The organism is Peribacillus sp. FSL P2-0133 (assembly GCF_037975445.1).
Lineage (GTDB): Bacteria > Bacillota > Bacilli > Bacillales > DSM-1321 > Peribacillus > Peribacillus simplex_E.
Genome location: NZ_CP150254.1, coordinates 1,814,756 through 1,838,497 on the forward strand (window position 1 = coordinate 1,814,756; position 23,742 = coordinate 1,838,497).

Here is a 23,742-nt window from a genome sequence, read left to right on the forward strand (position 1 = left end):
TGAAAGGAGATTAACTATGAACGAGAAACAACGATTAGAATCACAACAAGTACAGGCTGAGAATCCAGCGGACAAAAAATCCGAAAAGGACTTCAGCAAGTACTTTCAAGCCGTTTATATTCCGCCTTCCTTAAAAGATGCGAAAAAGCGAGGAAAAGAAGAAGTAGAATATCATGATGACTTTGCAATTCCTGAAGGTTTCCGTGGAATGGGAGAAGGTAAAAAGTTTTACATTCGTACTTATGGCTGTCAAATGAACGAACATGATACAGAAGTCATGGCGGGCATCTTTATGGCACTTGGTTATCAGCCGACAGACACGGTGGATGATGCTAACGTCATTTTACTTAACACTTGTGCGATTCGGGAAAACGCAGAGAATAAAGTGTTTGGTGAATTGGGGCATTTAAAATCATTGAAATTGGAAAAGCCGGATCTATTGCTTGGGGTTTGCGGTTGTATGTCACAAGAGGAGTCAGTTGTAAAGCGGATTCTAGAGAAGCACCATTTTGTGGATATGATTTTCGGAACGCATAATATCCACCGGCTGCCGCAAATTCTTAATGAAGCTTATCTTTCCAAGGAAATGGTCATTGAGGTTTGGTCCAAAGAAGGTGATGTAATCGAAAACCTTCCGAAAGTGCGTAAAGGAAAAACGAAGGCGTGGGTCAATATCATGTATGGCTGTGATAAGTTTTGTACTTACTGCATCGTACCTTACACAAGGGGGAAAGAAAGAAGCCGCAGGCCTGAAGATATAATCCAAGAAGTCCGTCATTTAGCGGCACAGGGTTACAAGGAAATAACCCTGCTTGGGCAGAATGTGAATGCTTACGGCAAAGATTTTACGGATATCGAATATCGTTTCGGCGATTTGATGGATGAAATCCGTAAAATCGATATTCCGCGTATTCGTTTTACGACAAGCCATCCCCGTGATTTTGATGATCACTTGATTGAAGTACTGTCTAAAGGCGGCAATCTCGTTGACCATATCCATCTTCCAGTTCAATCGGGAAGTACGGACACACTTAAAATCATGGCCCGTAAATATACACGCGAACAATATTTAGAGCTAGTAAAAAAGATCAAGGAAGCTATCCCAAGTGCATCGCTAACCACTGACATCATTGTAGGCTATCCGAATGAAACGGAAGAGCACTTTGAAGAAACAATGTCTTTATACCGTGAAGTTGGTTTCGATGCAGCATATACTTACATCTATTCACCACGTGAAGGAACACCGGCTGCTAAAATGCAGGATAATGTACCGATGGAAGTGAAAAAGGAACGTCTGCAACGCTTGAATGCCCTTGTCAATGAAACGTGCGCATTGAAAATGAAAGAGTATGATGGACAGATTGTTGAAGTGCTCGTTGAAGGCGAGAGCAAGAAGAATGCGGAAGTATTAGCAGGTTATACAACGAAAAATAAGCTCGTGAACTTCAAAGGACCCAAATCCGCTATTGGCCAAATCGTAAAAGTGAAAATCACCGGAACGAAAACATGGTCATTAAATGGGGATATGGTTGAAGAAGCAACGGCGATTGAGGTGGAGTAATATGACTAAATATACTAAAGATGACATTCTGAATAAAGCGGCCGAGCTTGCTGAAATGATCGCCAGCACGGAAGAAGTCGATTTCTTTAAACGGGCAGAAGCTCACATCAATGAAAACCAAAAAATCCGTGAAATGATCGCCAGCATCAAGAGCTTGCAAAAACAGGCTGTAAACTTCCAGCATTACGGCAAAGAGAAAGCATACAGCCAAGTTCAGGCCAAAATTGATTTGCTGGAAAAACAATTGGATGAACTTCCGATCGTGCAGGAATTCAAACAATCCCAAGTGGATGTAAATGATCTTTTACAAATGGTCTCATCACAAGTATCGAACAAGGTGACCGACCTGATCATTGAATCGACCGAAGGAGACGTCCTTCGCGGTGAGACAGGTTCACAGGTACAAGCAGGCGGCGGAAGCTGTTCATGAATATTATAAAAAGCCCTTCTGATTTCAGAAGGGCTTTTTAATATTCGGAAATCCTTATACAGTGCCCATTCGTGACACATATCCCAAAACTTGAGCATAAAATAACCTAGGTTTAAAACATTACAGCAGTTTTCAAACAATTAAAATTCTACGCACACTAGACTTTTACCACGCATAGGATGAATGGAAACTGTATGAGGAGGGTTCGCTAGCATGTCACAATATAGAGAGATAATTACTAAAGCGGTGGTGGCAAAAGGACGTAAATTCACAAAGTCCTCTCACACCATTTGCCCGGCTCATCATCCTTCTAGCATTCTAGGTTGTTGGATCATCAACCATAAATACGATGCAAAGAAAGTCGGCAAAAAGGTAGAAATTCACGGCAGCTACGAAATCAACGTCTGGTATTCTTATAACCGTAATTCGAAGACGGAAGTTGTAACTGAAAAAGTACAATATACCGACGTTATTTCGCTGAAATACCGTGATCCTGATTGTCTTGATGACCATGAAATCGTTGCAAACGCTGTCCAACAGCCGAATTGTTTAGAAGCTGTCATCTCCCCATGTGGACAAAAAATCATTGTCCATGTGGAAAGGGAATTCTTTGTGGAAGTCGTCGGCGAAACGAAAATTTGTGTCGCTGTTAGTCCAGATGGCCGCTGCGAGGATGACTGGGGCTCTGATTTCGATGATGAGGATTTCGAAGATTTAGATCCGGATTTCCTTGATGAATTCGAAGACGAATAGAATTTAGAAATTAATACCGGATGACATTCCCTTCATCCGGTTTTATTTAATTTGAAGCGGGACAAGTCCATTGCAGGGCTGGCCATGATTTAAAAAAGGGATGGAATGTTACTATATCAGTGCGTATGGCTTTGCATAGGTAGCTCAAAAAAAAGTTTGAATTCAAAGGATAATTGATTTACCATGCAATTTCGAATACAGGCAATGTTGCTTTCCCGTATGTTATAATGAAGGACATAAATGTGTAATAGATTTTAGTTTGGAAAGGTTTTGAAGGAATGGCAGGATATACTCCGATGATACAGCAATATTTAAAAATTAAGGCAGAGTATCAGGATGCCTTTTTATTTTTTCGTTTAGGCGATTTTTATGAAATGTTTTTTGACGATGCACTGAATGCATCACAAGAGCTCGAAATCACATTAACGAGCCGAGAAGGCGGTAGTGAAGAGCGAATTCCGATGTGCGGCATTCCGTATCACTCGGCTGCTAATTATATTGATATATTGATAGAAAAAGGTTTTAAAGTAGCTATTTGTGAACAAACCGAAGATCCGAAGCAAGCCAAAGGTGTGGTACGCAGGGAAGTTGTCCAGCTGATTACTCCGGGAACGAAAATGGATAGTAAGGGTCTACGTGAAAAGGAAAATAATTATATTGCCACCATCACATATTTCACGGATGGTCAGTTTGGCTTTGGATACAATGATTTATCGACAGGGGAAAATAAGGTCACTTTGATTGAGAGTTTCGAGGAAGTCCTGAATGAATTTGCCATACTTGGTGCGAGTGAAGTGGTCATTGCCGAGGATTTCAATGAAGAATGGAAAAAAAGGCTGCAAGAACGGGGCGCTGCCGCTCTATCCCTAGAGAATAATTTGGTTCAAAGCGAGTCATTCGTTGCATTGCTTCATCTGTTAAAAGACCAGAAACTGGCGACAACGACCTCGCGTTTATTGAATTATCTTTACCGTACCCAAAAACGCAGCCTGGATCATTTACAGCCAGTGCTTGCATATGAAACATCACAATATATGAAAATTGATTATTATAGCAAACGCAATTTGGAATTAACTGAAACCATTCGCTCCAAAGGTAAAAAAGGCTCATTATTATGGCTGCTTGATGAAACGAAAACGGCCATGGGCGGAAGGATGTTGAAACAATGGATTGATAGACCGCTTATTAATAAAAAGCAGATCGAGCGGAGACAAAGCCTTGTTGAAACCCTGAAAAATCAATACTTCGAACGGCAGGACTTACGTGAACGCCTTAAGGAAGTGTACGACTTGGAGCGGCTTGCCGGAAGGGTGGCCTTCGGGAATGTAAACGCTCGGGACTTGATTCAACTGAAACGTTCATTGCAACAGGTGCCGATCATTCGTGAAATCGTGAAATCAATGGCATCCAATCAGGATATTTCAATTTTGGCCGATAAATTGGATCCTTGCGAAGAAGTGACGGATTTGCTTGAAACGGCGCTTGTAGAAAACCCGCCATTGTCCGTGAAGGAAGGGAATATCATTCAGGATGGTTTCCATAAGGAGCTGGATACATACAGGGATGCCAGCAGAAACGGGAAAACTTGGATTGCGCAGCTTGAACGCGAAGAGCGGGAACGTACCGGGATCAAATCATTGAAAATCGGATATAATCGTGTATTTGGCTATTACATTGAAGTCACACGAGCCAATTTGCATCTGCTTGAAGAAGGCCGGTATGAACGAAAGCAAACTTTAACGAATGCCGAACGTTATATCACACCTGAATTGAAAGAAAAGGAAGCTTTGATTTTACAAGCAGAAGAAAAAAGCATCAGTTTGGAGTATGACCTATTCCTCAATCTTCGTGAAGAGGTCAAAAGCTATATCCCGCGCTTACAGGATTTAGCGAAAGGCGTCAGTGAACTAGATGTCCTGCAGTGCTTTGCAACGATTAGCGAAGAACGCCATTATGTGAAGCCAGTCTTTTCTGATGATCGGAGAATCGTACTGAAGGAAGGCCGGCATCCAGTGGTCGAGAAAGTCCTTCAATCACAGGAGTATGTCCCCAATGACTGCTTTATGGGTGGAGAAAGGGAGTTACTTTTGATCACAGGACCCAATATGTCGGGTAAAAGTACGTATATGCGTCAAATTGCGCTAACATCGATTCTAGCGCAAATTGGATGCTTCGTATCAGCAAGTATAGCTGAATTGCCTATTTTTGATAAGGTGTTTACTAGGATTGGCGCGGCAGATGATTTGATTTCCGGTCAAAGTACATTCATGGTCGAGATGCTTGAAGCAAGAAATGCCATTATGAATGCGACAGAAAACAGTTTGATATTATTTGATGAAATAGGGCGGGGAACATCAACTTATGATGGGATGGCGCTTGCTCAGGCCATCATTGAATATATTCATGAGGAAATTGGGGCAAAGACTCTCTTTTCGACTCATTATCACGAATTGACTGTATTGGCGGCGGAACTGCCAAAATTGAAAAATATCCATGTCAGTGCCATTGAGCAAAATGGAAATGTCGTTTTCCTTCATAAAATAAAAGAAGGGCCAGCAGATAAAAGCTATGGAATCCATGTGGCTAAGCTAGCTGATTTACCTGAGCAGTTAATAGATCGGGCGGCTGCTATTTTAGCGCAGCTAGAAAATGAAAATGGACAGGCAAAGGCGATGCCTGAACAGCCTGCTGCCGCTGTAGAAGCACCTATTGCCGAAGCTGCCCCGGTAACATCCGTCAATGAAGCACAGCTTTCCTTCTTTGGGGAAGAGGCTCCAAAAGGAAGAGTGAATTCTTCACCTAAGGAAAAAAGGGTGCTGGATGACATAAAATCACTGGATATCCTTGAAATGACGCCGCTTGAGGCAATGAATACCCTTTATAAATTACAAAAGAAACTTAAATGAGAATTAAAGCGAGGCGATAAAAATGGGAAAAATCATACAGCTTGATGAGGCTTTATCAAATAAAATCGCAGCTGGCGAAGTTGTTGAACGCCCAGCCTCAGTCGTTAAGGAACTTGTGGAAAACGCAATAGATGCAAACAGTACCATTATAGAGATTGAATTGGTGGAGGCTGGGCTTGGTTCCATTCGGATCGTGGATAATGGCGATGGGATTTTGGCTGATGACATAGAAGCGGCATTTAAACGCCATGCCACAAGTAAAATAAAAGATGAAAATGATCTTTTCCGAATTCGAACACTTGGCTTCCGCGGTGAAGCAATGCCCAGTATTGCTTCAGTTTCCCGTTTTGAAATGAAAAGCAGCACAGGCGAAGGTGTGGGAACGCGCATACTTCTTGAAGGCGGCATGGTTAAGGAACTCGAGGCTTCATCAAGCCGGAAAGGAACGGATATCCTGGTTTCCGACTTGTTTTACAATACTCCTGCAAGGTTGAAATACATGAAAACCATTCATACCGAGCTAGGAAATATTACGGATGTCGCTAACAGGCTCGCACTTTCGCATCCGGATGTTTCTATCCGGTTATCACACAACGAGAAGCGAATCCTGCATACGAATGGTAACGGTGATGTCAGGCAGGTGCTAGCCGCAATCTATGGTACGAATATTGCCAAAAAGATGATTCCGGTTCAGGCAAGCTCCTTGGACTTTAAATTATCCGGATATATCGTTATGCCTGAGGTCACCCGGGCTTCAAGGAATTATATTTCAACCATGATAAACGGCCGCTTCATTAAAAACTATGCGCTCGTGAAAGCAATCCTGGATGGATACCATACACTTCTTCCAATTGGGCGTTTTCCAATTGCTTTGTTGAATATTGAAATGGATCCGATTCTTGTCGATGTCAATGTACATCCATCCAAAATGGAGGTAAGGCTCAGCAAGGAACAGGAATTGTACAGTCTTGTATGGGAAACGATCAAATCTTCGTTTAAAAAGATGTCTCTAATACCAAGTGGATATACACCAACACCAAAGCCGGAGCAGGTGAAAAGTGAGCAAACTACGCTGGAATTGGACCATGTTGTGGAAAGCGGCAAGCGGGTCCTTGAAGAAGCCAAGAAAGAAGCTTCACTCTTGAAGGATACCTTGATTCGGGAAAAGCAGGAACAAAAGAGTTACGTGGATCATAATGAAGATTTCAATCTTGAACCAATAAAGGAAATAATCTATAGCAATGAACAGCAGCAAATGGCAGATGCCTATATTCCGGTCTTACAAGATGATGAAAGCAAACCGAATTACGAGTCAGCTGAAAAGTATACAACCTACACTGTCGAACAAGAGGAAGAAATTGAGGTAAATGAACCGGAAAGCCGCATCCCTCCCATGTACCCAATTGGGCAAATGCATGGAACCTATATTTTCGCCCAAAACGAAAAAGGTTTGTACATCATAGACCAACATGCTGCCCAGGAACGGATCAAATACGAATATTTTAAAGAAAAGGTCGGACGTGTTGAAAACGAGCTACAGGATATGCTGGTTCCCATCACCCTTGAATTTTCAACAGACCAATGTATCAGGATAAATGAATATCGGCATGAATTGGAAAAAGTCGGCGTCTATTTAGAAGAGTTTGGCTATAACGCCTATATTGTCCGATCTCATCCACAATGGTTCCCTAAAGGAATTGAACAGGAAATCCTTGAGGAAATGATAGAACAATTGCTATCGATGAAAAAGGTCGACATTAAAAAATTGCGTGAAGAAGCAGCCATCATGATGAGCTGTAAAGCCTCAATAAAGGCAAACCGTCATCTTCGCAATGATGAAATCCAAGCACTATTGGATGAACTAAGGCGGACAACCGATCCCTTCACATGTCCTCATGGAAGACCTATCATCATCTCTTATTCCATTTATGAAATGGAGAAAATGTTCAAAAGGATCATGTAATGAAAAGCAATGGAGAACCCTTATGTAATGGGGTTCTCCATTGCCTTTTTCGATTCTGATTTATTAGACGCCATCCATGAAAGGGATATAGGACTTGGACAGGGTTAATTAAGTTCACAACACTTATCTTCAATAATAATAATATGGGGGAGTGGGCTGGAATTGATAGTTGTATGCCGGGGCAGTATACATTTGGTTATCATAGTGATTATTATATTGCGGATATTGCTGCATGTCTTCTTCGTACGCTCGATGGCAGCTGGCTGGCGGACCGATGAATGTTGAGGGTTGAACTGGCGCAATTGCTTTTTTCCATTGGTTTTCATCCATGCAATACGTATGTGCCATAATATTTGCAGGTGTCAATTTTAAGATATCCGAACCCAGGATCACCTCAGGTGTTGGTGCATTAAAAATGGCCAGCAGGTGAGTATTATCCGTATTAGCCACTTCATAATGCCACCAACCTTGTGGAACATTGGCTACTTGGCCAGGTTTAATGGGGTAATTTTGTATTTGCTTAGTAAAAGGATTCAGTAATGAAACGGTTGCAGCTCCAGAAATGCAATACACTAGCTCTGCAGCATTTTGGTGATAATGCGGTTCTACGACATTGTTTGAACTAAGGTAAATATCTAATAGAGAAACATTTTCGAGTGTGTTCAATTGTTTGATACCTAATACATTTATATAGTTTTGATTGTCTTTTTTCATTAAATTGCTTTTATTAACATCAAAAAAGTATTGTGTGGATGGTGAAGTATAGTCCATATAGGAAACCATGAATTTATCATTCCTTTTTTTAATACTTGATTTTTCAGGATATGTTAAATCTCATTTTAATGTGCAATAACCCAGTGGGTTATTTGCTCATGGAGCTAATAAGGAGTGCTGATGGTCCCGACATCGAATGAATGAGATGCAGTGATTTCATGTAACGAATAGGCCGAAAACAGATGGTTATGAGATAAATGTTATTTTTATATATTATAAAATCGAAACTACTAATCTGATTATTGGATATAATCAAACTTTTGATAAGCAGAATTTTCCCATTGCGTGACTTTAAATTACAGTGATATAATGTTCTTTATGATTTTAAAGTTTAACATAGGAAGTGGCTAAATTGTCGAACAATTCAAAAGAGAGTAAATTCGTCCCGTACGTCTCTGCATCTAAATCTCTACCGGAATTGACTGCAACTGCAATCATTCTAGGGATCATTCTTGCAATCGTATTCGGGGCGGCAAATGCATACTTAGGCCTACTTATTGGTTTAACTGTCTCTGCTTCAATACCCGCAGCGGTAATTTCAATGGCTATCTTAAGAGGGGTTTTTCGCAGGGATTCAATATTAGAAAACAATATTGTGCAAACGATGACCACGGCAGGTGAGGCTATTGGTGCCGGTGCTGTATTTACCATACCAGCACTATTCATGTGGGACATGGACGTGAGTCAAGCATTCATCATTTTCGTTGTATTAACTGGGGGATTTTTAGGGGTCTTCATGATGGTTCCCCTTCGACAGCTTTTGATTGTAAGGGAACATGAAACATTACCATATCCTGAAGGTACGGCATGTGCCGAGGTCCTGAAATCAGGAGAAAAGGGTGGTACAAGCGCGAAACTAATCGGAGCCGGTTTGGTTATCGGCGGTGTCGTTAAAGGGCTTGGTGATGGGTTTAAGCTTTTCAAGACAGAGGTTGAAACAGGAATCACGAATTTTAAAAATGCAGTGGTTGGTCTTGATGCCTTTCCTTCCCTTTTGGGTGTAGGTTATATTATTGGACCGCGTGTTGCAGGACAAATGCTAGGTGGGGGTTTATTAGCCTGGGTCGTTCTAATACCGGCCATCAGCTTTTTTGGCGGAAGCAATGGAACAGCCATTTTCCCTTCTGATGTACCGATCGGTGAATTGGATGCATGGGGAATTTGGGATAATTATATACGCTATATTGGTGCTGGTGCCGTTGCAACTGGCGGATTAATCACATTGATCAAAACATTACCAATACTTTTCAGTTCAGTTTTTGATACTCTTAAAGGCGTAAAAGCCAATAAAGGACAACTAAAATCAGGTTCAATCCGTACAGAACAAGACATGCCGGCTAAATACGTTTGGCTGGGAACGATCATCGTAATTTTAATCATTGCTTTCACACCTATAACAGATGTAGGAATCATCGGTGCGATTGCAATTGCGATTTTTGGATTTTTATTCGTAACAGTGGCTTCAAGGGTTGTTGGAATCGTCGGAAGTTCTTCTTCCCCTGTTTCTGGAATGACGATAGCTACACTATTGATTGTGGCCATTGTCTATAAAGCTACTGGTTTTACTGGTACGACTGGAATGGTAGCCGCATTAACCGTCGCGGCGATCATTTGTACAGCACTTGCGGTTTCAGGTGATGTTTCACAAGATCTAAAAACAGGATATATAGTCGGCGGAACACCATGGAAACAACAAGTTGCCATGATGATCGGTGTTGTTGCGTCCGCTTCGGTCATTGGTTTTATCCTGGTTCTGATGGATAATGCATATACGATGGGATCTGCAGAACTACCTGCACCTAAAGCGGCACTAATGAAAATACTTGCTGAAGGTGTTCTTGGGGGGGATTTACCTTGGACTCTCATCTTTATCGGTGCTGCTATTTCCATCACATTAGAGTTTTTCGGTCTGAATTCACTTGTTGTTGCAGTCGGCATTTACTTGCCGGTTCATACTAGTGCCCCAATCATGATCGGTGGATTTATTCGATTCTTCGTTGAGTTCTTCTCGAAAACAAAAGAAGCGCTTAAAGCACGGGTTGATAGAGGGGTATTATTTGCCTCAGGTTTAATTGCAGGTGAATCATTGATTGGTGTACTTATTGCCATATTGATCGCAGCAGGTGTCCAAGTTCCGGCTGCGGCTAAATTAGCCAGCAATTTGCTGCCATTCTTACTATTCCTAGCTCTAGCTGGATTGCTATGGTTCGTATCCAGCAAAGGGAAAAAAGAAGATGCTTCATAAACGCCAATCAAAAAAGAGGAACCTGTTAACTATGGTTCCCCTTTTGGAAAGACGCGTCACTATGGTACATGAATCTTCGGAAGCAACTTTTTTGGTCATTCAAAGGACCAATTTTGTGGAACGAATTACAATTCGTTTCTTTAAACAACCATCAGTCCGTAAAATCAAGCTTGATAAGTTTGGGGCATATGCCATTAAACAGATGCAGTTCCAAAGGAATGTAAATCAGATTTCTGAAGCGATGAGTGAACATTTTGGTGAGGAAGCAGAACCAGCCTTACCGCGGTTGATGAAGTTTCTGGAAATTCTTGAGGTTCATGATTGGATCATATGGGATGATGAAGAAGAAAAATGAAAAAAAGCTGAAGCTCTTTTTGAAGCTTCAGCTTTTTTCTGTTTTGGATTTGGTAAACAAAATTTTCATTAGGTTTATTATATTCTAATGATCTCCATTTTAAGAAATTGTACTATAGGTATAATTATTTGTAATAACTTTATAGATATTGTATTCTTGTACTGGTATTCATGATGAATAAAGCAGTGATATTCAATTTTGAAGAGCAGGTGGGTTATTATGGGAAGAGTACAAGGTAAAGTAGCATTAGTGACAGGTGGAGCTTCGGGTATAGGGTTATCCATATCCACACTGATGGCTAAAGAAGGCGCAAAAGTCGTGATTGCTGATTTTAACGAAGCAGGAGCAAAAGAAGCGGCCGAAAACATTAAAAAACAAGGTGGGGAAGCGGCTGGAGTATTCTTGGATGCTGGACAAGCAGATTCTATCCAGGCAGCAGTCGACTTTACAATTGAACAATATGGTACGGTTACGGTACTTGTTAATAATGTGGGTTTAACTAACCTGCATAAAGATCTGGATGTCGTGAATTTAGATTTGGAAGAATGGGACCGACTTATGGATGTGAATTTAAAAAGTGTCTTATTGGGAAGCAGGTTTGCAATTCCTCACATGATTAAAGCGGGAGGGGGATCGATAATCAATACTGCCTCGATGGCTGGGTTTACAGGTGACTCCGTACGATCTGCATATGGTGCGTCCAAAGCGGGGGTAGTGAATTTGACCCGTTATATCGCTGCACAGTATGGTAAAGATTATATTCGTTGTAATGGAGTGGCACCAGGCCTTATTTTAACTCCTGCAGCGAAAAATAATATGCCTCCGGCCGTACTCGATATTTTTGCCAAATTTAATGCATTGCCATATCATGGTGAAGCGGATGATATCGGATATACAGTTCTATTCCTTGCATCTGATGAGTCCAAATTCATTACAGGTCAGACGATCCAAGTAGAAGGCGGTCATTATATGGCCAACCCAAGCATCTCTGATTTTAATGATTATGTAACTAAAGCAAAATCCAATTAATTGTCTGGACATTCATATAACAAAACTTTACCCTGGATAAGATTAGCCTTATCCGGGGTTTTTAATTAGGAAGCCCTAAATTTTAAAAATCATGAAGCAGGTGCAAATAACAATGGAAGAAACGAATTATGATTTAATGCTGAACATCAGGACGGAAGGTGAACAAAAAAAATTCAATGATTCTTTGCATTATCACCGCTATGAACCTACGCCATACAGTGCATTAGAACATTTATTCAAAAAATATGCACTGAAAAGAAATGATCGCATTGTGGATTTTGGATGCGGTAAAGGACGCTTGAATTTTTTTATCCATCACTTATATCAATCATCTGTGGTTGGCGTGGAGATGAATGAAAATTTCTATAAAGAAGCGATCGAGAATCTGAATGGCTACATGAAGAAAAGGAAAAACAACAATGGAAATATAGAATTCCACTGTTGTTTGGCAGAAGAATATGATATTGATACGAAAGACAATCGTTTTTATTTCTTTAATCCGTTCTCGGTACAGATTTTCATGAAAATCATCAATAACATTTTGCTTTCCTTTGAAAAAGAACCGCGCCAAATAGAACTTATATTATTTTATCCTTCACAGGATTATATTTTTTTCCTCGAAAATCAAACTGCCTTCGAGCTGAAAAACGAAGTGATGTTACCTGGCTTGACTGAATCTAATCCTTTTGAGAAATTCGTCATATACGAATTGTTGAATTGAATGGAGACACGTTTTTTTGGGTGATATCAAGTAAATATTAAAAGCACCCAAGCAATCATTGGTGCTTGGGTGCAATGAGTGAAGCCATTAAAGATGCTTAATTTACAGCATATTGTAAAATCTTTTGAGACTGTGATTCATATTGTTTTTCTATATAAATTTGATGCCAAACCATAAAAGTTAAAATGGTCCAGAGCTTCCGGCTGTTGTCCGTATATCCCTAGTCTATTAGATTAGTTTATTATGCAATATTTATCAATTTTACCCATGTAATCAATGTATTTGTAATTATGTAAATATATATCTATATCCAGGTGCGCAACGAAAAAAGGCAATCGTTATGATTTCCTCTCATAATGTAGTCGAATTCGATGAAAAGCCAGTTTGCCTACAGAGTTTTTTTAATAAGTTCCAGTTGGTTTCAGAAATTCGCTCCCTTTCCGCCGATTGTCTGCAAAGCCTCACCAAAGCAAGCATCCAGCGGAGACTTGTCGGCAGGAGTATCGCAAATTACTTCAATCTTGTGAGGGTTTCATCAGTAAAAAATGTCTCCTTTTAAAAATCATGATTCGGTGTGAGCATTCCGTATTAGAATCAATATGCCGTATAAAAAGTATACAAAAAAATGGGATGCCTTAATTAATAAGGCATCCTTCTTCTTTTATATATTTATAATCAATAGTTCCGCTCGATGACAAAATGTGCACGATCGCCTCTAAAGAGAGTTTTAGAGAATTCAATGACCGATCCGTCATTCTCATATGTGTAAGTTTCTAAGGAAAAACAAGGTGAACCGTTCGGTACATCCAATTTGTCAGAAATGGAATCGTCGGCAAGTGAAAACTCCAAGTGTTCGACTGTTTTTTTTACTTTTAAATTAAATTGTGTCTCAAGTACTTTAAAGAGTGATTTTTCGCAGGCTTCGATATTTAGCCCGGGTGTTTTATACCAAGGGAGAAAGGCAATTTCATATTGAAGGGGGATGTCGTTTACGTAACGAATCCGTTCCAGTTTATTTACGGGGTCTCCAATATTTTGTTTGAAAAGCTTGGCAAGGGTAGCATTTGCTTCAATCACCTTTAAGCTAATGACCTTTGTAGAAGGGTTTTTTCCTTGCATCGTGACTTGCTCAGAGAACTTTTCAACCGTGCTTGTAAGAAATTGCTTCACTTTATTCTCCGAAACGAAAGTCCCTTTGCCTTGAACACGGTAGATGTAGCCTTCGACGTTCAATTGCTGTAAGGCCGTACGAACTGTTGTCCTGCTTACTCCGTATATTTTACAAAATTCGGCCTCAGTCGGTAATTTTGTATTTGGTTGATATTCGCCATTTTTTATGAGATCGATAATCGATTCCTTAACTATGGAATGCAATGCCGCTTCTTTATTCATGGTCTCCACAGTGATTCCTCCTATGTTCATTCCCAATCTATACATATAGATTATCTCGGATAAGTTCAATAATCAACTTTAAATCGAAAATTTGTAGTAACAAATTAAAAATTGTGTTGATATTTTTCCAATTTGTAACTACAATGTATGTATGAGGGTAATAATACCCATTTCATATAGCCTTTCAAGGGAAGTGATAAAACAAAGTAACATGGATTATTACAAAAATGCGGTTTAGTCTTACTTAAAAATACTGAATAATCAATCATTAAAAAGGGGGGTAATTTCAATGAATATCTTATTATGTTGTTCTGCGGGGATGTCTACTAGTTTATTAGTTACCAAGATGGAGGAAAGCGCTAAAAAACAAGGGATAGAATGTCGTATATGGGCTGTGGGTTCTACAGAAGTGAACAATGAAATAGATAAGGCCGATGTGATTTTATTAGGTCCGCAGGTTAGATATCTTCTTTCCAAGTTACAGGAAGCGGGGAAAGAAAAGGGTATTCCAGTCGCAACCATCAATCCAATGTTCTATGGACTATGTAATGGTGAAGAAGTATTAAAACAAGCCACTACTTTAATAAAAGGAGAATAAGGATATGATGACTTTTATTGATAAGTATATTATGCCTGGGGCGGTAAAGGTAGGAAATAACCGGCATTTGCTTGCGATTCGTGACACATTGATTGGAATGATAGCGATTACAATGATTGGGTCATTCGCCGTCCTGTTTAATAATCTCGGGCAAGTCATCAAGCCTTACGGAAGAATGATGGAGGCCATCTTCGGTCCTGCATGGAATACGCTGGGCGGTGATATTTGGTTTGGAACCTTTGCATTCATGACGGTATTCGCGGTATTCGGCATCTCTTATAAATTGGCACGATCATACGGTGACGATGGTTTTGAAGCGATGCTGGTTTCCGCAGCCTGTTTCTTCTTATTATTGCCTCAAATCGGAAATGTCACTTTAACCATCGATGATAAGGATGTAACAGGCGGGGCATGGGGTTTTGTAAGCGTTAACTATTTTAATGCAACAGCCCTATTTACAGGTATTGTCGTTGCCTTAATTGCCACTGAAATCTTTGTGAGACTTTCACGAGTGAAATATTTAGTCATCAAGCTGCCTGATGGAGTACCCCCAGCGGTAGCACGTTCATTTGCAAAGTTAGTGCCGGGTATGGCGACGATCTTTATCGCTGGTGTATTCGGACTGCTATTCCGTAAAATTACGGATGGGCAGATACTGAATGACTGGCTTAGTAAAGTGATTGTATCTCCATTACAAAGTGCAGTAGATTCACTGCCATTCGCTATTTTACTAGTATTTCTTGTTCATTTATTATGGATGATCGGTTTGCATGGACCCAATATCCTTGGCGGGATCACGACACCGCTTTTTGAAAGTTCGGGAGTGAAAAATATCGATTTATATGCAAAAGGCGTCAAAGACATGGATCAATACGGGGTATTGGCGGGTTCTTTCCTGGATGCATTTGTTTATTTAGGCGGATCTGGTGCAACATTGGGCCTTATCATTGCAATGATTATTGCCGGTCGGAAACGGTATAAACAGATGATTGCACTCGGAGGGGCACCAGGAGTGTTCCAGATTAACGAACCCATTCTTTTCGGATTGCCTATCGTTCTGAATCCAATGTGGTTCATCCCATTTGTTCTCGGCCCGGTAATTACAACTGTGATTTCTTATATCGCAGTAAGCAGCGGAATGGTTTTCCCAATTGTCGCCAAGATTCCATGGGTTACCCCTCCGATCGTGGGTGGATTCCTGGCAACAGGCGGGCATATGTCCGGAGCGGTCTTGGCTGCAATCAACTTAGTCATTTCAACAGTCATTTATTTACCATTCGTTTATGCTCAAGTGAAGATAGACACCAAAAATAAAACAGAGCTTACAAAAGATTCAGAAACGCTAAGCGTTTAAGAAAGAAGTGATGAAAATGGAAAAAGAAGAATTATACCAACTATCCTTTCAATTGATTTTATATAGCGGGAATGCGAGAAGCTTTGCAATGGAAGCGATGCAGGAAGCAAAGAAAAGGAATTTTGATTCTGCTCGCGTGAAAATAGCCGAAGCTGAAACAGAATTACTGCAGGCCCATAAATACCAAACCCAATTAATCCATGCTGAGGCGGGCGGGGACCAATTTGATCTTCCCATTATCCTGGTGCATGCACAAGATCATTTAATGACAGCGATGACTATAAAGGATCTTGCAATTGAAATGATTGATCTACGCGAAGAATTCTTACATGCAGATGCTGTGAAGGAGAGGACTGCTGAATGAGCAAGGGGTTGAAGATTGTCACGATTGGCGGAGGTTCGAGCTATACGCCTGAATTGATTGAAGGTTTCATCAAATATCATGAAAAACTTCCTGTGAGTGAAATTTGGCTCGTGGACATCGAAGCGGGAAAGGAAAAGCTAGAAATTGTCGGGAATTTGGCAAAAAGGATGATTGAAAAGGCTGATGTGAATATTGAAGTCCATCTCACGCTAGATAGAAAGAAAGCGCTTAAAGGCGCTGATTATGTAACAACCCAGCTGCGGGTTGGCCAGCTCGCAGCAAGGGCGCTTGATGAAAAGATTCCATTGAAACACGGAGTGATCGGACAGGAGACGAATGGACCAGGCGGGCTTTTCAAGGCTTTTAGAACGATTCCCGTCATTCTGGATATTGCTCATGAAATGGAGGAATTATGTCCGGAAGCATGGCTGATTAACTTCACGAATCCTGCAGGAATGGTAACGGAAGCAGTTCTGCGTCACAGTAATATTTCCAAAATCATCGGCCTTTGCAATGTGCCGATTGGTATGGAACGAGGTGTTGCGGATTTAATGGATGTAGAGCCATCAAGAGTCCGGATCGACTTTGCTGGCTTGAACCATATGGTTTACGGCTTGGATGTATTCGTTGATGGCGAGAGTGTCAAAGATCAAATCATCCATTTGATTACAGATCCATCTAATGCTGTCACGATGAAGAATATCCATGCAATGGGCTGGGAACCGGAATTCCTAAGAGCGTTAAACCTATTTCCGTGTCCATACCACAACTACTATTATAAAACGGGAGATGTGCTAGCCCAAGAATTGAAGGATGCAGAAAAAGGGGAAACACGTGCAGAGGTCGTTCAAAGACTTGAAACAGGTTTATTCGAGCTATACAAAGACAAGGATCTGGCAATCAAGCCGCCGCAGCTTGAAGAGCGCGGAGGTGCGTACTACAGTGATGCTGCTGTGCGGTTGATTTGCTCGATGCATACTGATAAGCGAGATATTCAAGCGGTAAATACCGTAAATCATGGTGCGATTGAAGGCATTCCCTATGGCTCGGCGATTGAAACTAGTTGCGTGATAACTAAGGATGGTCCTAAGCCAATCAATGTAGGTGAGCTTCCTATCGCAGTCCGCGGTTTAATTCAGCAAATCAAATCCTTTGAGAGGGTAGCCATCGAAGCTGCAATTACAGGGGATTATGAAACTGCGTTGCTTGCCATGACGATCAATCCACTCGTTCCAAGTGATCGGGTTGCAAAACTTATCTTAGACGAAATGCTTGAGGCGCATAAAGATTATTTGCCGCAGTTTTTTGAAAAAAAGGAGTTGCAGGATAATTTATCATGATTGAAGTCCTTGTAAATGCAGATGATTTCGGGTTAACTAAAGCGGTGAATTATGGGATTTTGGATAGCCACAAATATGGAATTGTCAATTCGGCAACGATCATGATGAATGCGAAAGCAACGGAGCATGCGATTGAAATCGCAAAGAAGACACCTTCTCTGAAGGTAGGTATACACTTAGTGCTGACATGGGGTAAACCTTTATTGAGTGATGTTCCAAGTTTAGTTGACGAATCAGGTTTCTTTAAAAAGCAAGGGTTGATATATGGGGATCCTGCCGGTATTTCCTTGAGGGAATTGGAGAGGGAGTGGTCAGCACAAATCGAAAGATTCTTGGAATTTGGTCTATTTCCAACTCATTTCGACAGCCATCATCATGTACACGGGATCACAGCATTTCTACCTGTAATAAAAAAGCTGTCTGATAAATACGGATTGCCAGTGCGTAATGCCGGAAGGCACCTGGCTGGGATTCAAACCGTTACAGATATATTCCTGGACGATTTTTATGGAGATATGGTGGTTGAAGATTATTTTCAAAACTTGAAGGGGAGGGTAACGGATGGGGCGAGCGTGGAGATAATGACCCATCCTGCTTATATGGATGAAGAATTGATGGAAGTCTCCTCTTATAATGATAAACGCCTGAAAGAAACCCGGATTTTGACGAATGCAAAATTACCTGAGGGATGTTCCCTTAGATTCAGCATCAACCAAGTTAAGATTTGATTTCTTAAATACAAAAGAGGACCATTCATCAAATGATGAATGGTCCTTTTAAATTCAATGAGTGCTATATCTAAAAATTAATAAGCCAAGCTGAATAGGGCTTTGATGTGTGATAGATAGCGAACATTACTTGCTTCTTTCATCAATGTAGCCGGAAGGCCTTTAAGGGAAGTGTTATTGGCCCCAACGGTTGCCACCGCATCCTTACGGCCAAGGCTCGCAAGTGTACCTGAGTTTACAGGTGAAAATTCTTCAAGTTTCTTGCCTTCAAAGGCTGCATATAGGTTGTATCCAACAAGCTCACCCATTTGCCAAGCATTTTGTGCAGTAGGAGCGTATGGACGGCCGCCTTCTGGAGGGAACGCAACGGCACTGTCCCCGACAACGAATACGTCATTATGGGATTTGGATTGCAAATACTCATTAACGGTCGCTTTGCCGCGATCCACTTCAAGGCCTGATTCGCCTACGATAGGAAGAGCCGCAACTCCGCCTGTCCAAACAAGCGTATTGGCCGTTATCGTTTGTCCATCTTTCAATTCGATTTGATTTCCTTTAACACCCGTTACAGGCAGACCTGTCAAGAATTCAACGCCGCGTGCTTCCAAGCTTGTCATCGCACGTTCGATCAAGTGGTCAGGCAGGACCGGAAGGATTTTTGGACCAGCTTCTACAAGCTTGATTTTCAAGTCCTTGAAGTCCACTCCGAATTTTTTGGCGATTTTAGGGAAATGATCCACGATTTCACCGATTAACTCGACGCCCGTCAATCCGCCGCCGCCGATCACGATAGTTGCGTCCGCTTCATTATTCGTTTGTGCATATTCGCGGATGCGATCTTCGATATGTTTGTAAATCTTGTTTGCATCGTTTACGGATTTCAAGACCATGCTGTTTTCCTCAAGTCCCGGAATGCCGAAGAATCCTGTTTGGCTTCCTAAAGCAACAACCAGGGCATCATAAGATAAAGTGGAACCATTGGCAAGTTTCACTTCTTTGTTATCGACTGAGAAAGAATCCACTTTGGAAATGATAAGGTCGATATCTTTTCCTTTGAAAAGTTTTTCCAACGGAATGGAAACAGCTTGTTCAGAAATGGATCCGCCTGCAAGACGGTGCAATTCAGTGATGATTTGGTGTGTTGGAAATTGGTTCACCACTGTAACCTGTACTTCATCTTTTTTGTAATATTCACGTACGGATAAGGCAGATAGCAATCCAGCGTAACCTGCACCTAAGATGACGATTTGTTTTGACATAGTTAATCCCCCGTCCTTACTGATTGAAAGTTTATCAAATTATTTTTGGTTTTTACGTTCTGAAGAGACTTCAAGAAAAGCTTGGGCGAAACGGAAAAGTTTTTGTGCTTGAGGGTCTTTCATCATTCTTAACAGACCAAAAAGACCGATCACGTCATGATTCACTTCAGCACGATCCTTAGCTTCGATGGCAGTAACCGCAAGCCCTTTCACTGAATCGACTACAGGTGTCGCGATCTCCGAAATGGCGCTGACCGTATCGTTTTTCAAAACATCATCAGTCGCAACCGATTGAGCGAAATCATAAGACTTTGTTAAAATATTCACTAACTCAGTTAGTTTTGGTAACTGCTCAACTAAAGTGTTCAATGATTCCTGAACCTCGGGCTTTAAAAGCTGATCAAGGATATCCAATTGTTCTTGGTTTGCAGAAATATTAAGTGTTTCATGTTCAGGTTTTGAGATTACATCTACCATATCTAATTCCCCTTTAAACTTAATTATTTTGATTTATGTGTTTTCCGCCGATACTACTAATCATACGACTCTAACCTCTTAATTTCAAATATTTCTTTTGTGATACGAATATAATTTTTATAGTTATTATTAACAGTTATTAGGTGGTTTTTGTGATTTCTCTTAATATTCCAAAAAAATATTATGATTATTCTGGTTATAATACCTTAAATAAAGAGACATTCTATAAGATTACGATTGGGATTCACCGCATTTCCTATAATAATAGGGGCAGGATCTTTCGGTTGTCGCCGGCTATGGGCAGAATATGTAGACATCTTTTGTTTTGAATATATGTTTGGTTTGCTATAATGTCCATAATCTTTGAATATGCCATGCCTGAATGAGACCCAGGAATATTTTATCTGATTTAGGGTAAAGAATATTATCGGAATTGGAGATGATGCCCTTGGTAGAACGCAGTATATTAAAGATTCGTGGTGAGAATATCGAAATATCCTCCAGGTATAATGAAAAATATAGTAAATGGAATTGTACAGCCAAAATTCCCAATAGTTCAATCATTGCTTATTGTCGTGATAAGAATAGGCTTCGTGCTGAGACAGTTTCTATGAGCAGGTTATTAATTACTTATGATGACTATAAAGTTGTCTGAGTTGTAATGGGATAATTCATAAATAGGAAAAAGGCGCATAACCTAGAAGATAATGGTTGGGCGCCTTTTTAATTGTATAAAGAAGGAGGAATAATGCTAAGTTTCATCATCGTCCCCCTATATATCTTCGAAAATGGAGATATATCTTCGAAAACTCCTGATTTATCTACGAATTATATGATTTATCGATTTTTCGACAAAAACTCTTTATATAAAAGCTATTTTCTTATTGAAATGCAACGAAATTGTCAAAAAAAATATCAGAAAATACTGATAAGGATAGTAAAATTATGTTAATATATTTAAAAAAAGTATTATTTTCTAAGTAATGATAATTTATTTTTCAACGATCTCCATAAATGGAGTGTAGGTCCTGACCTTTTTATAAACAGCAATTAGCAGGCTTACAGAATAAGATTATCAATTGATTTTGCTACAATAAACTGAAATGGAGTGATAGAATGGTTAATATTAACGGATATGGAAAAGCGACACAAGAAGCAGTGAATAATTTTCAGGAATTTGTGGGTTTTGAGATCCCTGCAGATTATAAACAATTTCTCCTTACGCATAATGGCGGCACAACTGCGGTTCGAAACAGTAAGTTTTATGTAGATGGATTAGACACGCTCGTTTGCTTAAATTTACTTTATGGATTAGAGCTTCAAGATAAAGAACTGGATTTACAGAAATGGCATGAAGAAAATAGGGAAGACTTACATAAGAATTGCATTATAATAGGTAATGATACATGTGCAGGTAAAATCTTACTGATAGATAATGAAGAGGAAAAGGGAGTTTACTTCTGGGATCAGGGTTGGTATTCGGATCCATCAAGTCAGGATGAAAATATTTATAAAGTTGCATCGAGTTTTAAATCCTTCATTGAGGGATTGAAAATCCCGGAAGAAATCTAATTTTATTTGAATCCCCTTGATTGGCTCATACCATTCAAGGTTTTTTATTGTCATTTCAATAGCTGAATTGATATGAAGGATTGATGTGAATGAGGAGAAAACGATGTATAAAATATTATTGGTTGAAGACGATTTCAAAATAGCGGGAATCTTGGTCAATTATTTAAAAAGGTACGGGTATGAGGTATTTGAAGTGAAGCAACTGGACCAAGTCTTTGCGGAGTTCCAAGAGGTAAAGCCAGATTTGGTTTTATTGGATATTAATCTGCCCTATTATGATGGTTTTCATTGGTGCCGGCTAATAAGGACGGTTTCAAAGGTTCCCATCATATTCATCTCTGCAAGGACAGATGAAATGAACCAAGTCATGGCCATTGAATATGGGGGAGATGATTATTTAACAAAACCGTTTCATTTGGAAGTGGTACTAGCGAAAATAAAGAGTGTCCTACGCAGGGTTTATGGTGAATATGCGGAAATATCTTCATTCCACCAACAAATAAAGGAAATGGACGGATTAACGCTTTATACGGAAAAAGCGATGATCGAATATCAGGACAATCGGGTAACGTTAACTCAAAATGAGTTGAAATTATTGAGTTGTTTACTACGACAGTATGACACCATTGTCTCGCGTGAAGATTTACTTGAAGCATTATGGAATGATGATTCATTTGTTGATGACAACACATTGACCGTCAATGTCACAAGGGTACGGAGAAAACTTGAGGATATTGGCGTCAACCAAGCCATAACAACTAGCAGGGGAAAAGGATATCGACTAAAAATAGTGCAAGGTGAAGAAAAGTGAAGCTGAAATCCTTTATAAAAGACCGTCTTTATTTTATTTTTTATACCGTTCTATTGGTAAGCCTGCTTATTATTGCTTATGCATTAGCCGTTCTGGAAGCGGGGAATCACATATCGATTTCAAATATCATCTATTTAATTATTCTCGCGTTGTTTATGATGTTTCTATTTTTAGCGGCCGATTACATAAGGCATTACCGTTTTCTTAATCAATTAGCAAGGATGAAGCAAGAAACGAGCTTATCGTTTGAATCTGTCGAAGCCTTTAGGGAACCCCTGTCAAATGAACAAAAGTTGTGGATGGAACTTTTTCAACAAATGAATCGGATAACAATTGGGCAATTACAAGAACAAATCAAACAGAAGGAGCAATATGAGCTGTTGATTCATCAATGGGTTCATCAAATGAAGACACCTGTTTCAGTCATTTCCTTACTGGTTCAAGAAGGCAAAAGGACATTTACGAATGAGTCGATGAAGGATTATCTTAAAGAGGTAGAAGAAGAGAATGATCGATTTCGCAGAGGACTGGAAATTATATTGCATGGAGCAAGGCTGCAGCGTTTTTCGGAGGATGTAAAATCGGAAAGGGTTGACTTAATTAATCTAGTCAAGCAAGTGATTAACGAGGAAAAGAAACAGTTCATCAAACGGTTCATATATCCCAGGCTTGACACGGAACTTGAGAATTTATATGTGCATTCGGATCGTAAGTGGCTCCACTTCGCCATTAGTCAGGTGGTCTTTAATGCACTGAAGTATTCAAGGCAGGAAGAGCATGACAGCATAACGTTCAGCATTGTTGAAAAAGAGTCGGAGATTTTCCTTAGGGTAACTGATCAGGGAATTGGAATTGTCCCACATGATGTAAAACGGGTGTTTGATCCATTTTTTACTGGAGAGAACGGGCGAGTCCAACAAGAGTCAACCGGGATGGGATTATATCTAGTGAAGGAAATCGTTAACAGGCTTGGGCATGGTGTTACCATTCAATCGACTGTATCAGAAGGGACTACTGTGGAATTTCTCTTTAAGACAAATACCTTACATGAAAGGTGACAGAATTGTAAGGGTGTTAAACGATTATGTAATAAACTTCGATGGGAGCCTC

At 40.2% G+C, this 23,742-nt stretch carries 21 protein-coding genes; 17 read left to right on the forward strand and 4 right to left on the reverse strand.

All coding sequences use genetic code 11. From position 1 onward, the window contains the following. Positions 1-16 precede the first annotated feature (16 nt). The 5 genes from miaB to mutL all read left to right on the forward strand — a co-directional run bounded on the left by miaB (position 17) and on the right by mutL (position 7,613). Positions 17-1,561: a tRNA (N6-isopentenyl adenosine(37)-C2)-methylthiotransferase MiaB gene (miaB, locus tag MKY17_RS08765; RefSeq protein WP_098370963.1), complete on the forward strand. Its 1,545-nt coding sequence runs from the start codon at positions 17-19 to the stop codon at positions 1,559-1,561. A 1-nt stretch (position 1,562) separates the two neighbouring features. Then, positions 1,563-1,991 (forward strand): RicAFT regulatory complex protein RicA family protein, encoded by a 429-nt coding sequence (locus MKY17_RS08770; RefSeq protein WP_098370962.1) that lies wholly within the window; start codon positions 1,563-1,565, stop codon positions 1,989-1,991. Between the two features lie 213 nt (positions 1,992-2,204). Further along, positions 2,205-2,744 (forward strand): outer spore coat protein CotE, encoded by a 540-nt coding sequence (locus MKY17_RS08775; protein ID WP_098370961.1) that lies wholly within the window; start codon positions 2,205-2,207, stop codon positions 2,742-2,744. Positions 2,745-3,022: 278 nt separating this feature from the next. Then, entirely contained in the window at positions 3,023-5,650 is a 2,628-nt protein-coding gene (gene mutS, locus MKY17_RS08780) for a DNA mismatch repair protein MutS (protein ID WP_098370960.1), read from the forward strand. A gap of 22 nt (positions 5,651-5,672) precedes the next feature. After that, positions 5,673-7,613: a DNA mismatch repair endonuclease MutL gene (gene mutL, locus MKY17_RS08785; protein WP_339201660.1), complete on the forward strand. Its 1,941-nt coding sequence runs from the start codon at positions 5,673-5,675 to the stop codon at positions 7,611-7,613. Between the two features lie 129 nt (positions 7,614-7,742). Here mutL and MKY17_RS08790 read toward each other — a convergent pair whose 3' ends face one another. Further along, positions 7,743-8,396, reverse strand: coding sequence for a cupin domain-containing protein (locus MKY17_RS08790; protein WP_098370958.1), 654 nt, complete (start codon positions 8,394-8,396; stop codon positions 7,743-7,745). A gap of 343 nt (positions 8,397-8,739) precedes the next feature. Between MKY17_RS08790 and MKY17_RS08795 the strand changes: the two genes are divergently transcribed. The 4 genes from MKY17_RS08795 (at position 8,740) to MKY17_RS08810 (ending at position 12,737) form a co-directional block, all read left to right on the forward strand. Beyond that, positions 8,740-10,632, forward strand: a complete 1,893-nt coding sequence (locus MKY17_RS08795) for an oligopeptide transporter, OPT family (protein ID WP_098370957.1) — start codon at positions 8,740-8,742, stop codon at positions 10,630-10,632. Beyond that, complete coding sequence (locus MKY17_RS08800) at positions 10,622-10,987, forward strand: PqqD family protein (protein ID WP_098370956.1); 366 nt, start codon at positions 10,622-10,624, stop codon at positions 10,985-10,987. Before MKY17_RS08795 ends, MKY17_RS08800 begins: the two co-directional genes overlap by 11 nt. A 219-nt stretch (positions 10,988-11,206) precedes the next feature. Next, entirely contained in the window at positions 11,207-12,016 is an 810-nt protein-coding gene (locus MKY17_RS08805) for an SDR family NAD(P)-dependent oxidoreductase (protein WP_098370955.1), read from the forward strand. 112 nt (positions 12,017-12,128) lie between these two features. Further along, entirely contained in the window at positions 12,129-12,737 is a 609-nt protein-coding gene (locus MKY17_RS08810) for a methyltransferase domain-containing protein (protein WP_098370954.1), read from the forward strand. A gap of 675 nt (positions 12,738-13,412) precedes the next feature. Here MKY17_RS08810 and MKY17_RS08815 read toward each other — a convergent pair. After that, positions 13,413-14,129, reverse strand: coding sequence for a GntR family transcriptional regulator (locus tag MKY17_RS08815; RefSeq protein ID WP_098371373.1), 717 nt, complete (start codon positions 14,127-14,129; stop codon positions 13,413-13,415). 289 nt (positions 14,130-14,418) lie between these two features. On the opposite strand from MKY17_RS08815, the gene MKY17_RS08820 reads away from it, so the two are divergent. Genes MKY17_RS08820 through chbG form a run of 5 tightly spaced genes read left to right on the forward strand, consistent with a single transcriptional unit; the run spans position 14,419 to position 18,513 of the window. Continuing rightward, positions 14,419-14,727 carry a PTS sugar transporter subunit IIB gene (locus MKY17_RS08820; RefSeq protein ID WP_076366378.1) on the forward strand — a complete coding sequence of 103 codons (309 nt, stop codon included), beginning with the start codon at positions 14,419-14,421 and terminating at the stop codon, positions 14,725-14,727. A 4-nt stretch (positions 14,728-14,731) separates the two neighbouring features. After that, positions 14,732-16,081: a PTS transporter subunit EIIC gene (locus MKY17_RS08825; protein ID WP_098370953.1), complete on the forward strand. Its 1,350-nt coding sequence runs from the start codon at positions 14,732-14,734 to the stop codon at positions 16,079-16,081. Positions 16,082-16,097: 16 nt separating this feature from the next. Continuing rightward, on the forward strand, positions 16,098-16,445 hold the full coding sequence (locus MKY17_RS08830) for a PTS lactose/cellobiose transporter subunit IIA (protein ID WP_098370952.1): 348 nt from the start codon (positions 16,098-16,100) through the stop codon (positions 16,443-16,445). Beyond that, positions 16,442-17,785, forward strand: coding sequence for a 6-phospho-beta-glucosidase (locus MKY17_RS08835; RefSeq protein WP_098370951.1), 1,344 nt, complete (start codon positions 16,442-16,444; stop codon positions 17,783-17,785). The genes MKY17_RS08830 and MKY17_RS08835 overlap by 4 nt, the downstream gene beginning before the upstream one ends. Beyond that, a complete protein-coding gene (gene chbG, locus MKY17_RS08840) occupies positions 17,782-18,513 on the forward strand; it encodes a chitin disaccharide deacetylase (protein WP_339201662.1) in 732 nt (243 codons plus the stop codon). Before MKY17_RS08835 ends, chbG begins: the two co-directional genes overlap by 4 nt. Before the next feature lie 77 nt (positions 18,514-18,590). Here the strand turns inward: chbG and MKY17_RS08845 are convergent, their stop codons facing one another. Next, a complete protein-coding gene (locus MKY17_RS08845) occupies positions 18,591-19,772 on the reverse strand; it encodes an NAD(P)/FAD-dependent oxidoreductase (protein ID WP_098373865.1) in 1,182 nt (393 codons plus the stop codon). Positions 19,773-19,811: 39 nt separating this feature from the next. Then, the gene (locus tag MKY17_RS08850) at positions 19,812-20,249 is read right to left on the reverse strand and encodes a DUF1641 domain-containing protein (RefSeq protein WP_339201663.1); all 438 of its coding nucleotides are present in this window, start codon (positions 20,247-20,249) and stop codon (positions 19,812-19,814) included. Between the two features lie 1,116 nt (positions 20,250-21,365). Here MKY17_RS08850 and MKY17_RS08855 point away from each other — a divergent pair. The 3 genes from MKY17_RS08855 (at position 21,366) to MKY17_RS08865 (ending at position 23,690) form a co-directional block, all read left to right on the forward strand. Then, complete coding sequence (locus tag MKY17_RS08855) at positions 21,366-21,821, forward strand: SMI1/KNR4 family protein (protein ID WP_098372699.1); 456 nt, start codon at positions 21,366-21,368, stop codon at positions 21,819-21,821. A 103-nt stretch (positions 21,822-21,924) separates the two neighbouring features. Next, the gene (locus MKY17_RS08860; RefSeq protein WP_098372700.1) at positions 21,925-22,632 is read left to right on the forward strand and encodes a response regulator transcription factor; all 708 of its coding nucleotides are present in this window, start codon (positions 21,925-21,927) and stop codon (positions 22,630-22,632) included. After that, positions 22,629-23,690, forward strand: coding sequence for a sensor histidine kinase (locus MKY17_RS08865; protein ID WP_098372701.1), 1,062 nt, complete (start codon positions 22,629-22,631; stop codon positions 23,688-23,690). Before MKY17_RS08860 ends, MKY17_RS08865 begins: the two co-directional genes overlap by 4 nt. Positions 23,691-23,742: the final 52 nt, after the last annotated feature.